Annotated in this window: 13 protein-coding genes; 8 read left to right on the top strand and 5 right to left on the bottom strand. The window is 49.5% G+C overall.

Features of this window, described 5'->3' with window-relative positions:
* Positions 1-10: 10 nt before the first annotated feature.
* The gene (gene mnmE, locus DI14_RS05270) at positions 11-1,390 is read right to left on the bottom strand and encodes a tRNA uridine-5-carboxymethylaminomethyl(34) synthesis GTPase MnmE (protein WP_034806201.1); all 1,380 of its coding nucleotides are present in this window, start codon (positions 1,388-1,390) and stop codon (positions 11-13) included.
* Positions 1,391-1,559: 169 nt separating this feature from the next.
* Between mnmE and DI14_RS05265 the strand changes: the two genes are divergently transcribed.
* Complete coding sequence (locus DI14_RS05265; RefSeq protein ID WP_034806199.1) at positions 1,560-2,315, top strand: nucleotidyltransferase domain-containing protein; 756 nt, start codon at positions 1,560-1,562, stop codon at positions 2,313-2,315.
* A gap of 9 nt (positions 2,316-2,324) precedes the next feature.
* On the opposite strand, the gene DI14_RS05260 is transcribed toward DI14_RS05265, so the two are convergent.
* The 4 genes from DI14_RS05260 to rpmH form a co-directional block, all read right to left on the bottom strand.
* Positions 2,325-2,867 carry an HdeD family acid-resistance protein gene (locus DI14_RS05260; RefSeq protein ID WP_034806197.1) on the bottom strand — a complete coding sequence of 181 codons (543 nt, stop codon included), beginning with the start codon at positions 2,865-2,867 and terminating at the stop codon, positions 2,325-2,327.
* Positions 2,868-2,983: 116 nt separating this feature from the next.
* The gene (yidC, locus tag DI14_RS05255) at positions 2,984-3,844 is read right to left on the bottom strand and encodes a membrane protein insertase YidC (protein WP_034806195.1); all 861 of its coding nucleotides are present in this window, start codon (positions 3,842-3,844) and stop codon (positions 2,984-2,986) included.
* Positions 3,845-3,963: 119 nt separating this feature from the next.
* Positions 3,964-4,302, bottom strand: a complete 339-nt coding sequence (rnpA, locus tag DI14_RS05250; RefSeq protein ID WP_034806193.1) for a ribonuclease P protein component — start codon at positions 4,300-4,302, stop codon at positions 3,964-3,966.
* A 153-nt stretch (positions 4,303-4,455) separates the two neighbouring features.
* Positions 4,456-4,590, bottom strand: a complete 135-nt coding sequence (rpmH, locus tag DI14_RS05245) for a 50S ribosomal protein L34 (protein WP_015880216.1) — start codon at positions 4,588-4,590, stop codon at positions 4,456-4,458.
* Between the two features lie 781 nt (positions 4,591-5,371).
* Between rpmH and dnaA the strand changes: the two genes are divergently transcribed.
* The 7 genes from dnaA to DI14_RS05210 all read left to right on the top strand — a co-directional run bounded on the left by dnaA (position 5,372) and on the right by DI14_RS05210 (position 15,189).
* On the top strand, positions 5,372-6,748 hold the full coding sequence (gene dnaA, locus DI14_RS05240; protein WP_034806190.1) for a chromosomal replication initiator protein DnaA: 1,377 nt from the start codon (positions 5,372-5,374) through the stop codon (positions 6,746-6,748).
* 207 nt (positions 6,749-6,955) lie between these two features.
* Entirely contained in the window at positions 6,956-8,095 is a 1,140-nt protein-coding gene (gene dnaN / locus DI14_RS05235) for a DNA polymerase III subunit beta (protein ID WP_034806188.1), read from the top strand.
* A gap of 135 nt (positions 8,096-8,230) precedes the next feature.
* Positions 8,231-8,446, top strand: coding sequence for a S4 domain-containing protein YaaA (gene yaaA / locus DI14_RS05230; protein WP_024371095.1), 216 nt, complete (start codon positions 8,231-8,233; stop codon positions 8,444-8,446).
* Between the two features lies 1 nt (position 8,447).
* Positions 8,448-9,566, top strand: coding sequence for a DNA replication/repair protein RecF (gene recF / locus DI14_RS05225; protein WP_034806185.1), 1,119 nt, complete (start codon positions 8,448-8,450; stop codon positions 9,564-9,566).
* Positions 9,567-9,616: 50 nt separating this feature from the next.
* The gene (gene gyrB / locus DI14_RS05220) at positions 9,617-11,545 is read left to right on the top strand and encodes a DNA topoisomerase (ATP-hydrolyzing) subunit B (protein ID WP_034806182.1); all 1,929 of its coding nucleotides are present in this window, start codon (positions 9,617-9,619) and stop codon (positions 11,543-11,545) included.
* 22 nt (positions 11,546-11,567) lie between these two features.
* Positions 11,568-14,138, top strand: a complete 2,571-nt coding sequence (gene gyrA, locus DI14_RS05215; protein ID WP_034806179.1) for a DNA gyrase subunit A — start codon at positions 11,568-11,570, stop codon at positions 14,136-14,138.
* Positions 14,139-14,199: 61 nt separating this feature from the next.
* Positions 14,200-15,189: an HD-GYP domain-containing protein gene (locus DI14_RS05210; protein WP_034806176.1), complete on the top strand. Its 990-nt coding sequence runs from the start codon at positions 14,200-14,202 to the stop codon at positions 15,187-15,189.
* The last annotated feature ends 139 nt before the right edge of the window (positions 15,190-15,328 follow it).

Below are 15,328 nucleotides of genomic sequence, written 5' to 3'. Positions count from 1 at the left end.
TTCCTCCTTCTTATTTACCAAGACAAAACTGTGAAAAGAGTTGGTCAATCAAGCTTTCTTGGACCGTATCTCCATTGATTTCGCCGAGCGTATCCCACGCTCGTCGTAAATCGATTTGTACCATATCGATCGGCATGTTCATGAGGGCGCTACCGAGCGCCTCATTGATTTGCTCAATCGTCTGTTTGATGAGTTGAATGTGTCGTGCGTTCGAGATATACGTCATGTCCTGTGACTCGACCCCTTTAGCGAAGAACAAGTTCGAGATCGCCTTCTCGAGCACATCGATTCCTTCTTCTAGTAACAGCGAGGTGGCGACAATCGGACGCCCTGCCGCTAGTTTCTCTAGCTTAGAAGAATCCATGTTTTGTGGCAAGTCCGTCTTATTGATGATAATGATGGCGTTCATGCCTGAAATCGCTTCGAATAACGCCTCATCTTCCGGTGTCAGTCCTTCGTGCCCGTTCAAGACGAGTAGAATCAAGTCTGCGCCGGCGAGTGCTTGCCGTGACTTCTCAACCCCAATCCGTTCGACGATGTCTTCGGTTTCCCGAATCCCGGCCGTATCGATCAGTTTAAGCGGTACCCCTTTGACGTTGACGTATTCTTCAATCGTATCGCGCGTCGTCCCGGCGATATCCGTCACGATCGCTTTCGTCTCTTGCACAAGCGTGTTCATGAGCGACGACTTTCCGACGTTCGGGCGACCGATGATCGCCGTGGCGAGGCCCTCCCGCAGAATCTTGCCTTGACGGGCCGTCTCAAGCAGTTGCTCGAGAATCCGCTTCACTTCTCCGGCCTTCTCTTCGACGATCGCTTGCGTCATTTCTTCAGCGTCATACTCCGGATAGTCGATATTCACTTCGACGGCCGCGATGGTCTCGAGCAACTGCTGGCGCAATTCACGGACGAGACGGGACAAACGTCCCTCCATCTGAGACATCGCCACGTTCATGGCCCGGTCCGTCTTGGCGCGAATCAAGTCCATAACAGCCTCGGCTTGTGACAAGTCGATGCGGCCGTTTAAAAAGGCGCGTTTCGTGAACTCGCCTGGTTCTGCTAAGCGGACGTTCGGTTGTTCGAGGATCAACTCGAGGACACGATTGACCGCGACAATCCCACCGTGGCAATTGATTTCGACGACGTCTTCTCGTGTGAACGTCTTCGGCGCCCGCATGATGCTGACCATCACTTCGTCCACGACTTCTTCCGTGTCCGGACGCTTCAATTTGCCGTAATGAATCGTATGTGACTCGACTTCCGTCAAGTTTTTTCCAGAAAATACGCGTGCCACCGTCTCGACGGACCGGTCCCCGGACAAGCGGACGATTCCGATTGCCCCTTCACCCATCGGTGTCGAGATTGCTGTAATCGTGTCAAACTCTAGCATCGTTCTCTCCCTCCAAACTCCAAAGCTTCTTCTATCATATGCATAACGAACCTACTATACACGATATTTGACTTGAACGAAAGGGTCGGACATCTCAGGATTTCATTGCATTCCCCCGACTCATTTTCGTACAATAAAGTAATATATTTCCAACGGAGGAGTGGATTTGATGCGACAACAAGTAGCCATCCAAACACTGACGGAGACGTTACGTAAGGATGACGCTGTCGAAGCGATTTTTTTGAAGGGATCGTTCGGCCGCGGTGAAGGGGACGAGCATTCCGACGTCGACTTATACGTCCTCGTCGCTGATGGGGACGTGGCTTCGTTTTTAACGCGACGGCGTGACCATCTCGCCGCGTATCGTCCAATCTTATTAACCGATGAGATTCATATCGTCGCCCCGCAGCTCATCGTCGTGTATGACGATTTCTTACACGTCGATTTGTTCACCGTCACGATCGAAACGTTGAACGATCAGGACGAGGTGACCGTTCTGTACGACCCTGAGGCGCGACTGAAATCGCACCGCTCGAAGCTGACGTTGTCGGACGACGCGCTCTTTAACCATGCGTTTGACGCGGTTTGGTTCTTTTTCCAATATACGAAAGCACGTGACCGTGGCAATGACATCTGGGCGACCGAGATGCTCCGCCAAGGCATGAGTCATTTCGTTTACGCGCTCGCCGCCCATTACGATTCGTCCCGTTCGACGCTCGGCTTGAAGGATGTGGCGGCTCGTGGCCTCATCCCGCTCCGTGATTGGTACGAACGGTTAACCCCGTCGCAGCATGCTTCCGCTGCCGCGGAATACGTCCGTCGCCTTGAATCAGAGGAGACGTTCTTGACTTCCATCGTGGGCTTCGAGCGAATCGAGACGTTTTATCGACAGTTGCTACATCGTGAAAAGAGCCGCCTCGCGTGAGGCGGCTCTTTATACGACTTGGCGTCTCGATCGGCGCAGCGTGAAATACAAGACGAGCTCCATCATCCCTACGGCAATCAAGAAGCCGCCGAACAATTGGAACAAGACGAGCAGGCTACTGAACGGGTTCGTCAATAGGAGAAGTCCGATCCCGATCCATAATATACTCGTCACTAGAAAGTACATCCACCGGTTCGCCATCACACGACGATAGCCAAACGCCTGAACGAGTCGGATGATGCCTCCGAACAAAAACAGTAAACCGATAAAGATTGGGAGTAGGCTCGCGAGCACTTCTGCGAAAAAGAAGACGATGAGCGCCATCACCAAATAAATGATGCCCATAAAAAAGGATGGAGGCAAGCCGTCGCGACGATGGCGCATCCCTTGCACGATGGCCCAAAGTCCGAGAATAGCAAAATAGCCAGCTACCAAATAGACGATGATGTCAAAGAAGAAACGCGGATTCCATAAAATGAATAGGCCGACGAGCACATAAACCGCTGCCTGGACGAGCGTCGAACGCTCCAACCGCTTAATTAACGTCTCCATAGGAAAGACTCCTTTCTTCAGCTATCAACACCCTTTCTCTCTTCTATTCCCGCCTTTGCTCAAACTTACGTCATAAACAAAAAAGACTGCGAATTCACGATTCGCAGTCTGGCATATTATTTACGTTTTTTCTTTTTGTTCTTCTTTTCTTCTTCCGCGAGGGCGGCACGTTCTGCTTCTTTCGCCGCAATCTTCGCTTCCGCTTGAACCTTCATCTTCTCACGCATCGGGAGCATGATGGCCATCGTCACGATAATCGAGATGATGTAACCAACGACCCAGTACATCGAGAGCGCGGCCGGAAGGGTGATCGACATGACGAAGATCATGACCGGGAAGATGTAGAGCATCATTTTCAACTGCGGGTTCTGTTCTTGACCGGCCATCGAGATTTTTTGTTGGGCGTATGTCAATACAGCCGCTAAGATCGGCAAGATGAACGTCGGGTCTGGTGCCCCAAGGTCGAACCAAAGGAAACGGGCTTCGAAGATTTCAGGCGTCCGACGAATCGCGTCATAGAAAGCGAAAAGAATCGGCATTTGAATCAAGATTGGCAAACAACCTGCGAGCGGGTTGATTTGGTACTCTTGATACATTTTCATCATTTCTTCTTGCAGTTTACGCTGTGTCTCTTGGTCTTTTGAGCTGTACTTCTCACGAAGCTTCAACATTTCCGGTTGCAACACTTGCATCGCACCCATGCTCTTCGTTTGTTTGATCATGAGCGGTAAAATCAACAGACGGACGATGATCGTCGCAACGATAATCGAGTAACCGTACTGCCATGTCCCGCCAATCAAGTACGCTACTTCTTTCAATAACCAGGCAAGTGGCCAAACAAAGTATTTCGCCCAAAAGCCTTCTGTCTCAGCCGTGATCGGCTCTCCTTGGATCGTCGAAGGGTCGACACAACCGGCCATCAATAAAATGGCACCGGTCATAACGGCTAACAATCCTAATTTTAGCTGTTTGCTCATAGTTCCTCCTACACTTTCTGTATCGATTCTTTTTTGCTTCATCCCACGTCTATCGGTCAATCCTGATTCGTTCGCGTTATATATGAAAGAACAAGTCCGAATTGTCATGAGCGGTCGGCTTATCTTGATTTCCAAACTTTCGCACGTTTAAACACATGCTTCAAGCTCTCCGTCACTTCATCTTGCGTGAGCGTCGTCGCCGGTTTCCGCGCGATGATGACATATTGATGAGGAGCGACGTTCGGTTCAAGCAAGCGAAGCGATTCACGCATGAGTCGTTTCATCCGGTTTCGTTCCACAGCGTTTCCTAACTTCTTGCTGACGGAAAGACCAACTCGAAAATGCGCTTGATCCGCTTTGAGCGTGTAGACGACAAACTGACGATTGGCCACGGAGTGTCCTTCGCGAAACACCGCTTGGAACTCTTCATTCTTTTGCAAACGGTATTCTTTTTTCAAAATTCTCACTCCATCCTTCGGTTCAAAAATCGTCAACTAACATCATACCATATCCCTTTCGATTCAACGAGGGCGAATCAACGTTTTCAATGCGATTGTGACAAAAAAAAGATTGCCCGAGGAGAGATCCTCAGGCAATCTTGTGAGTTTACATTAGACAGTCAAGGCTTTGCGGCCTTTACGACGGCGAGCTGCAAGAATGTTGCGGCCGTTTTTCGTCGCCATACGCGCACGGAATCCGTGAACTTTTTTACGCTTACGGTTGTTCGGGTTAAACGTTGGTTTCATGGTTAAGCACCTCCTCAAGGTTAACGCTCTATTAGCAAGTTATAGTTTCATTTAAGGCAGTCTTTAAGATTATATAAACTGTTACTCTGAATGTCAATCCATTTTCCTGAGGTTTTCGTGGGAAAGGAAGACAACGAAGACCGATCATCCGATTTGGACGATTGTGGTGGTCCTTCCAATGGTTTGCATCCACAAAGGAAGGAAAGATTGACGAAACGTTAACACGATTATGGGTGTCTTCTTTACAAATAGCCCAACGAAGCCATTTTATCCACATTCTTTATTAGTTATCCACACCTATATGTGAATAACTCCTCTTTTTTCAACAAAATAACCGCGTTGATTTTAATATTTTCGTTTTCCTCTCTTACAAAAACTTTCTCTACTTTTGCCGCTTCCTCTTTTGTGTATAACTTTTTTCATTTCTCATTCTCTATCGCTCGTTATCCACAACATATCCACAGTTTATCCACACTATACACAGCATGTGGATAACTGCCTGTGGATTGTTTTTCTTATCTGTGGATAAATACCGAAAAGCGTTGCCACGTCTATTTTATTTTGATAAACTGAATGTGCACAAACTTGTGGATGAACTTTTAGGCAAAACAAGATATACACAGACTGTGGATAACTGTTATCCCCAACATGAACACCGTGTGGATAACTTTATCCACAGTTTTTGTTCTCTGTGGATAATCCTAGTATCTACTATAGAATAGTGATTGTGTATATCGTGTGAATAAGTATCGCCTACATAACCGGTAAAGGAGGTCTTTCATTGAACAATGCTCAAGAGATTTGGAGAAACGTGTTGTCGTTGATTGAAGAAGAGGAACGAACACCGAAAGCAAGTTTCGATATGTGGTTGAAATCGACCGAAGGCATATCTTTGATGGGGACGACGCTCGTCGTCTCGGCGCCAGCTAGCTTCATCGTGACGTGGCTTGAGCGCCAATACTTGTCGCTCTTGCAAGATACGATTGAAGAAGTGACGAACAGTCAACTTGAGATTCATTTTATTGAAGAGTCACAAGCACACAAGTATGCACCTGCGGACGGACGGGTAAAAGAGACGATCGCGGTCACGGAGACGAAAGAGCAACCGATTCCAGTTCAATCAAAAGAGGAGGCAAGTCTCGGTCAACTGAACGACAAATACGTCTTCGAGACGTTCGTCATCGGTTCAGGAAACCGGTTTGCCCATGCTGCGTCGCTTGCCGTCGCGGAAGCACCGGCACGAGCATACAACCCGCTCTTCATTTACGGGGGTGTCGGGTTAGGCAAGACCCACCTCATGCATGCGATTGGGCATTATGTGAAAGGGCAGAAGCCCGGGGCCCGTATCGCTTACGTATCTTCTGAGAAGTTCACGAACGAGTTCATCAACTCGATTCGGGATAACAAGACGGAAGAGTTCCGCAACCGTTACCGGAATATCGACGTCCTCTTAATCGATGACATTCAGTTCTTGGCCGGTAAAGAACAGACGCAGGAAGAGTTTTTTCACACGTTCAACGCGCTCCACAACGATCAGAAACAAATCGTTATCTCGAGTGACCGTCCACCGAAGGAAATCCCGACGCTTGAGGATCGTTTGCGCTCACGTTTCGAGTGGGGACTCATTACGGACATCACGCCACCCGACTTGGAAACGCGAATCGCTATCCTGCGTAAAAAGGCGACGGCGGAAGAGCTCGATATCTCGAACGACGTCATGTTGTATATCGCCAATCAAATCGATACGAACATTCGTGAGCTCGAAGGGGCGTTGACTCGAGTCGTCGCTTACGCGAAACTCGTCGGTCGTCCGATTGATCCGGATGTGGCCGCTGAGGCGCTTCACAACATCATGCCGGTCCAAGAAGCGAGAAAGATTGTCATCCGAGACATCCAAGAGATCGTCGGACGTCACTTTAATATAGAAGTCGACGAGCTAAAAGCGAAGAAACGGACGAAGACGCTCGCTTTCCCGCGCCAAATCGCGATGTATTTATCACGGGAGATGACGGAGAGTTCTTTGCCAAAGATTGGGGAAGAGTTTGGGGGACGCGATCATACGACGGTCATCCATGCCCATGAGAAAATCAGCACGTTGTTGAAGAATGATCCTGAGATGCAAGAGACGATTCAAACGTTAAAGAAAGCCTTGTCGTAAACAAGATGTTTTTTCTTGTGGATATCCTGTGGATAAACCACCTTAGTTATCCACAAGTTATTCACAGGCAAAATGGCTTAACACGAGTGGTTGAAGGCACTTATCCCCAGTATCCACAGCCCTTATTACTATTATGACTTAATTAATACTATTATAATTACTATGAATCATGACTTTGACTCATTTCACTTAGGAGGAATTATCCACATGCATTTAACGATTCAACGCGATGTATTCATGCAAGCCGTACAAGACGTATCAAAAGCAGTCGCTTCTCGAACGACGATTCCGATTCTTACGGGATTGAAACTTGAAGCGCATGCAGATGGGTTAACGTTGACTGGAAGTGATACAGAGATTTCGATTGAACGATTGATTCCTGTAGAAGAGGGTGGGATTGAACTCATTCAAATCAAACGCGCAGGTAGCGTCGTCTTGAACGCTCGATTCCTCGGTGAGATCGTCAAGAAATTGCCAACGAATGAAGTGACGCTCGAAGTGTCACCGAACTTCATGACGCGGATCGAATCAGGTCAAGCCGAATTCCATTTGAATGGTCTTGACCCAGACGAGTACCCACGTCTCCCTGAACTCGCGAGTGACCGTCGCTTCTATCTTCCAGCGGATCTCTTGAAGACGATTATTCGTCAGACGAGTTTCGCCGTGTCGTCACAAGAGACACGGCCCGTTTTGACTGGCGTGAACTTCTCGGCTGAAAAAGGGTTCCTCACATGTGTCGCGACTGACAGCCATCGTTTGGCGCTTCGCCGTGCTCGTTTCGAGACAGATAACGACTTGACGTTCCAAAACGTCGTCGTCCCGGGCCGCTCGCTCAACGAACTCGCGAAATTGCTCGATCGTGAAGAGTTGCCAATCGAAATCGTCTTGACGGACCAGCAAATCTTGTTCCGCATGAAGAACATTTCCTTCTTCTCGCGCCTTCTCGATGGGGCGTATCCGGACACGTCACGCTTGATTCCGGAAGAATATCGGACAGCGGTCCGCATGAATGCGAAAGACTTCCTTCAAGCGATTGATCGTGCTTCACTTTTGGCTCGTGCCGACCGCAATAACGTCATCAAATTCGTTGCCGAGGAAGCGACGACGGTTGAAGTGAGTTCACATTCGCCAGAGGTCGGGAAAGTATCGGAGCGCGTCAGCATCTTGTCGCTCGAAGGGGAAGAACTGAAGATTTCGTTCAACTCGAAATTTGTCATGGATGCCCTCCGCGCCCTCGACGCTTCAGAGATTGAGATTCAATTCACGGGTTCGATGCGTCCGTTCATTTTGCGTCCGGTCGAACAAGATAGTGTGCTCCAGTTGATTTTGCCGGTTCGGACTTCGTAAGCGGGACGAACAGGTAAGGGGATGATAAGGTCGTGTGCCTTGTCATCCCCGTTTTTTGCCTTATTCGACGTTTTTCGATAAACTAATAAGTATGGCGATTTTTTGTAATTAGTATGAAGGAAAGGGAGTGACGACATGAATAAAGTGTCGATTACAACCGAGTATGTGACACTCGGACAATTTTTGAAATTAGCAGATATCATCTCGAGCGGAGGTCAAGCGAAGTTTTTCTTGGAAGACGTTCAAATCAAAGTGAACGGGGAAGTAGACCAACGTCGAGGCCGTAAACTACGCGATGGCGACAAGATTGAAGTCGAAGGCTTCGGAGATTTCCAAATCGAGGGCAACTAACGTGCGTTTAATGTCGATCCGATTGCAAAACTACCGCAACTACGAAGCCCTTGAGCTCGACTTTTCAGAACAGACGAACGTTCTAATCGGGGAGAACGCCCAAGGGAAAACAAATCTGCTCGAATCGATTTACGTACTTGCGCTGGCTAAATCCCATCGGACGACACAAGATCGTGAGTTGATTGGCTGGGAGTCCGACGCTGCGCTCATCGAAGGACGAATTCATAAGCGGACCGGTGAGACGGTTCAATCGCTCACGTTCTCCGCAAAAGGGAAGAAGGCGAAACTGAACCATCTTGAGCAACGACGCTTAAGCGATTACGTCGGCGCGTTTAACGTCGTCTTGTTTGCCCCGGAAGATCTCGCGATCGTCAAAGGCAGTCCTCAAGGACGGAGACGATTTTTAGATATGGAAATCGGACAAGTGAGCCCGATTTACTTGCACGATTTAAATCAATACTTGAAGACGCTGAAGCAACGGAACGCCCTCTTGAAGCAACTGTCGATAAAAGGCGGGGACGAGACGCTGCTCGAAGTCCTGACCGATCAGTTGATTGAAGTCGCTGTGAAAATCGTTTCAAGACGGCATCACTTCATCGACCAACTCGAAAAATGGGCCGGACCGATTCACGCGGGTATCACGCGGGACATGGAGACGTTGACGATTCAATACGTCTCGGACACGTTCCAAAAAGAACGTTACCCGAAAGAACAGATGTTTGAAACGTATCGGCAAAAGTTTGATAAAATAAGAGAGAACGAACGAAGACGCGGTGTGACGCTATTCGGTCCACACCGTGATGATTTCGAACTGTTCGTGAACGATCGAAACGTCCAAACGTTCGGTTCACAAGGTCAGCAACGCACTGCGGCCTTGTCACTCAAGTTAGCGGAGATTGAATTGATTCACGAAGAGGTCGGGGAATACCCGCTCTTATTGTTAGACGACGTCTTGTCAGAACTCGATGATCATCGCCAAACCCATCTGCTCGACACGATGGGCAAAAAAGTTCAAACCATCCTGACGACGACCAATATCGATGGCATTGCCCATGAGACGATTCAACAAGCCAAAGTGTTTCACGTGAAACAAGGCGAAGTCGAATCAGATTCTGTATGAAGCACAATCAACACGAACACCAATTCATGTATAGTAGGTGAACAAAACCGATGAGTAACGAAAACGAAAAACAAATGCAAGACTACGGTGCCGATCAGATTCAAGTACTTGAAGGTTTAGAGGCTGTCCGTAAACGCCCGGGGATGTATATCGGTTCGACGAGTTCGCGCGGTCTTCACCACTTAGTGTGGGAAATCGTCGATAACTCGATTGACGAAGCGCTCGCCGGTCATTGTGACACGATCACCGTGACAGTCGAACCAGGAAACTCGATCGTCGTCGAAGACAATGGACGAGGCATCCCGGTCGATATCCAAAAGAAAACAGGACGCCCGGCCGTCGAAGTCATCTTCACAGTACTTCACGCCGGTGGTAAGTTCGGCGGTGGCGGTTATAAAGTATCGGGTGGTCTGCACGGTGTTGGTGCGTCTGTCGTCAACGCCTTGTCAACGAAGCTCGAAGTATTCGTCCGTCGTAACGGAAACGTCTACTATCAATCGTTCAAACGTGGTGTGCCTCAAGGCGAACTTGAAATCGTCGGCACGACAGATACGACGGGAACGACCGTCCGCTTCTTCCCAGACGGCGATATCTTCCAAGAGACGCTCGAGTACGATTTCGACTTACTCGCGACGCGCCTCCGTGAACTTGCCTTCTTGAATAAAGGTTTGCGCATTATCGCCAAGGACGACCGTGGCGACGAATTGATGGAACGGAACTATCACTATGAGGGTGGAATCAAGTCGTACGTTGAACACTTGAACCGCTCGAAAGCGTCGATTCACGAGGAGCCGGTCTACGTGCATGGAACGAAAGACGGCATCGAAGTCGAAATCGCGCTCCAGTACAACGAAGGCTTCGCCAGCAACATCTATTCGTTCACGAACAACATCCCGACACACGAAGGCGGGACGCACGAGACGGGCTTCAAGACGGCGCTCACACGTTCGATTAACGATTACGCGAAACGCTTCGGTTTGATGAAAGAAGCCGACGGCAGTTTGTCAGGCGATGACGTACGTGAAGGATTGACCGCAATCGTGTCGGTCAAACACCCGTCACCACAGTTCGAAGGACAGACGAAGACGAAACTTGGTAACGCGGATGCGCGTACAGCCACAGACTCACTTTTCACGGACACGTTCGAGCAGTTCTTGCTTGAAAACCCGTCGGTCGGTCGATTGATTGTCGATAAAGGCTTGATGGCAGCCCGCGCCCGTCTCGCGGCGAAACGCGCCCGTGAAATGACACGCCGGAAAGGCATCCTCGAAGTCAGTTCATTGCCAGGGAAATTGGCCGACTGTTCGTCAAAAGACGCGTCGAAGTCTGAACTGTACATCGTAGAGGGTGACTCGGCCGGTGGATCGGCGAAGTCTGGTCGCGACCGTCACTTCCAAGCGATCTTGCCGATTCGCGGTAAAATCATCAACGTCGAGAAAGCACGACTCGATAAAATCTTGGCGAACCAAGAAGTCCGGACAATCATCACGGCGCTCGGCACTGGAATCGCAGAAGAATTCGATTTAGGGAAAGCCCGTTACCATAAACTCATCATCATGACCGATGCCGACGTCGATGGTGCCCACATCCGGACACTCCTTTTGACGTTCTTCTATCGGTATATGCGTCCGCTCATCGAGAGTGGCTACGTCTATATCGCCCAGCCACCGCTTTACGGCGTGAAGCACGGAAAAGAGATCGTCTACGTCCAAAACGACCGTGAGTTGCAGGAAGCGATCAAACGTCTTCCGGAGAATGCACGTTATAGCGTACAACGTTACAAAGGTCTAGGTGAGATGGATCCTGAGCAGCTATGGAGCACGACGATGAACCCAGAGTCGCGTTCGATGCTTCGGGTCGACCTTCAAGACGCCATCGAGGCAGATGAAATCTTTGAGACGCTCATGGGCGACAACGTCGAACCGCGTCGCGATTTCATCCAGTCACATGCGCACTACGTGAAAAACCTCGATATTTAAACAGAAGGGTAGGCAATAACGAATGGCAGAACATGAAAATATCAAGGATATAAATATTAGCCAAGAGATGCGTACGTCGTTCATGGACTATGCGATGAGCGTTATCGTATCACGTGCCCTTCCGGACGTGCGCGACGGCTTGAAGCCGGTTCACCGTCGGATTCTTTATGCGATGAACGAGCTCGGTATCCGTGCTGACAAACCGCATAAGAAGTCAGCCCGTGTCGTCGGTGATGTTATCGGTAAGTATCACCCGCACGGTGACTCGGCTGTCTATGAGACGATGGTTCGTATGGCGCAAGACTTCAGCTATCGTTATGAGCTTGTCGACGGTCACGGAAACTTCGGATCGGTCGATGGCGACTCTGCGGCTGCGATGCGTTACACAGAAGCCCGGATGTCAAAGATTGCGATGGAACTCGTGCGTGACATCGGTAAGAACACGATCGATTACCAAGCAAACTTTGATGGGGAAGAGAAAGAACCGGTCGTCTTACCGGCACGTTTCCCGAACTTCCTCGTCAACGGGACGAGCGGAATCGCCGTCGGGATGGCGACGAACGTACCACCCCACAACTTGAACGAAGTGATTGATGGCGTGCTCGCGCTTACACATAACCCGGACATTACGATCGCAGAGCTCATGCAGCATATCCCAGGACCTGACTTCCCGACAGCCGGTGAAATTTTAGGTCGGAGCGGGATTCGCCGTGCCTATGAGACGGGTCGCGGCTCGATTACGATGCGTGCGAAAGCCGAGATTGAAGTGTTGAAAAATGGACGGGAACGCATTCTCGTCCACGAGATTCCTTATCAAGTGAACAAAGCTCGCTTGGTCGAGAAGATTGCCGATTTGGTGCGCGATAAGAAAATCGAAGGCATCACGGATCTTCGAGACGAGTCGGATCGAAACGGGATGCGCGTCGTCATCGAAGTCCGCCGCGACGCAAACGCGAGTGTCATTTTGAACAACTTGTACAAACAGACGCCGATGCAGACGACGTTCGGTGTCAACATGCTCGCCCTTGTCGGAGGACGCCCGAAGACACTCAACATCAAGCAGGCGATTTATCACTATATCGAGCACCAAAAAGAAGTCGTCCGTCGCCGGACCCAGTTCGACCTCGACAAGGCAGAGGCCCGGGCGCATATTCTCGAAGGACTTCGCGTCGCGCTCGATCATCTCGACGAAGTCATCGCACTCATCCGTAGCACGCGTACCGGAGACGAAGCGCGTGAGAAGTTGATTGCACGCTTCGGCCTTTCGATTGAACAGACGCAAGCGATTCTCGATATGCGTCTCCAACGTTTGACGGGACTCGAGCGCGAGAAAATCGAAGGCGAGTATCGTGAAGTTCAAGCGTTGATTGAAGAACTTCGTGCCATTCTCGGCGATGAAGAGCTCTTGCTTGAGATCATCCGCAACGAATTAACTGAAATCAAAGAGCGTTATGGCGATGCACGACGTACGGTCATCCGTACCGATATCGTCGAGCTTGAAGACGAGGACTTAATCCCGGTGCGTGACATGATGATCACGCTCACGAGTGAAGGATATATCAAATCGATTCCGACGGATTCATACCGGACCCAACGTCGTGGTGGCCGTGGGAAGCAAGGGATGGGAACGAATGACGAAGACTTCGTCTTACGCCTCCTTTCCGCTTCGACGCACGATACGATCTTGTTCTTCACGAACTTCGGTCGCGTCTTCCGTCTGAAAGGATATGAGATTCCTGAAATGAGCCGGACGGCGAAAGGGATGCCGATTATCAACTTGATTCAAGTAGATAAAGGCGAGAAAGTCGAGACGATGATTCCGGTCGACTTCAACAGCTACTTGGCTGAACAAGGCGTTACGGAAGAAGTCGTGGATGATGCGAATGCGGAAGTGGCAGATGAGCAATTGTCGCTCGTCTTCATCACGAAGCAAGGTCTCATCAAACGATCGCCGCTCTCGGCGTATGCCCGCATCAATAAGAACGGACTTCGCGCCATCAGCTTGAACGAGACAGATGAACTCGTCACGGTCCGTCTCGCGAAGAGCGATGATGAAATGTTAATCGTGACACGTGAAGGAATGTCGATTCGCTTCCCGATTGAAGGTGAAGTTCGTTCGATGGGCCGGACGGCTCGCGGTGTACGTGCCATTCGCTTGAAAAAAGAGGATGATCAAGTCGTATCGATGGAAATCGTACGGACGACACAAGACGTTTTAATCATCACAGAAAAAGGATATGGCAAACGGACACCGATGGAACAGTTCCGCACACAGGGACGGGGCGGTTCCGGGATTATCGGAATCAAGACGGACCGCGGCACTGTCGTCGGAATGCGTGTCGTCGATGAAGACGATGACATCATGCTCATGACCGAGCTCGGTGTTGCGATTCGAATCGACTCACAGACGATTTCCCAAATGGGGCGCAGCACGCGCGGTGTCAAAGTGATGAATATCGAAGATGGGGACCGCTTGGCGACCATCGCGAAATTGAAAAAAGACGAGCTAGAAGAGGAATCGGCAGTCGACATGGAGAATGGATTTGTTGGTGAAGCACCGGAAATCGACCCATCGTCTGAAGAAACCGAGTAAGGCGAAAAGGTCGAACGGAGCTTCCGTTCGACCTTTTTTATATAAAGGGGGAGGAATGAGCATGCGATTGGCCATTTCGAACGTTCACGTCGGGATGACGTTGTTGGCGTCTGTCTCTTCGCTTGAGGCAGGCCTCAAATTAACGAATGAGCATTTGCGGTTGTTACGCTTCTTGAAAGTTGATGCGATCGAAGTCGCGCCGGTTAAACGTCGCCGGTTCACGCATGAGGAAGAACAAGAAGTCTGTGCGAAGATTCTTCAATATGAACGACACTATAATCAATGGGAAGAACGCATTGCACCAAACCCGTATGAAGCGCTAGAGTTCGTGCATCAATTGTTTCGTAACGATTATCCGCTCTCTGCGGTCGTCGCTTTCTTTACCGATCAGCCGCTCCGCAAAAACCATGTGATCCACCACGCTATTTATCGAGCGTTAATTGCGAAATCGTTATCGAAGTATCGCGGCGATGAACATCGTCTGCAGTTCGATTATGGGGTTGCGTCTTATTTTGCGGATGCGAGTTACGCAAAAATTCGTAAATGGTCGCATATGCGTTATTTCACGAAAATGGAACGTGAACTGCTCTATCAACACCCACTCGTCTCGGCTTCGATGCTACCAAAGGATGAGACGTTGCGTCAGCGTGTCGCAAAATTAATAATTGAACACCATGAACGGTTAGATGGATCGGGATTTCCGCATCGGCTAGAAGAACGTGAACTCCATCCGGCCTCGCCACTCTTTATCGTGGCGGATCGTTTCTGCCAGTTGACGGCCCCTCGTACGTTCCGTCAGGCGCTCACTCCGGAGGAAGCTTATTTCTATATGTGGCAAAATGAAGCGTACGATGAAGAGGCGTTAACGCTTTTGGCGACACTACTCGGTTTTTTTGAAGTCGGACGAAATGTCGTACTTAGTAGCGGTGTCCGTGGTATCATTCAACACTATACGCCTCGTGTCGAACAGCCGATTGTCATTGCTGAACAAGATCAAGAAACGTATGATTTAACTCGGCTAGAGGAAGTACGAATCATTGCGTTTCAATAACGGGTCAGCGTGTTTCTTCTATATAGTGTTCGAGAACGAAACATGCTGTTTCCCATTATTTTAAAATATTTTATTTTTATAGTTGACGAACGGAAAAGCAGATGCTATTATAAATGAGTCGCTAAGAGCGGCAGACGAA

The organism is Exiguobacterium sp. AB2, from assembly GCF_000696055.1.
Taxonomy (GTDB): domain Bacteria; phylum Bacillota; class Bacilli; order Exiguobacteriales; family Exiguobacteriaceae; genus Exiguobacterium; species Exiguobacterium alkaliphilum.
This window is presented reverse-complemented; position numbering and strand designations above follow the sequence as displayed.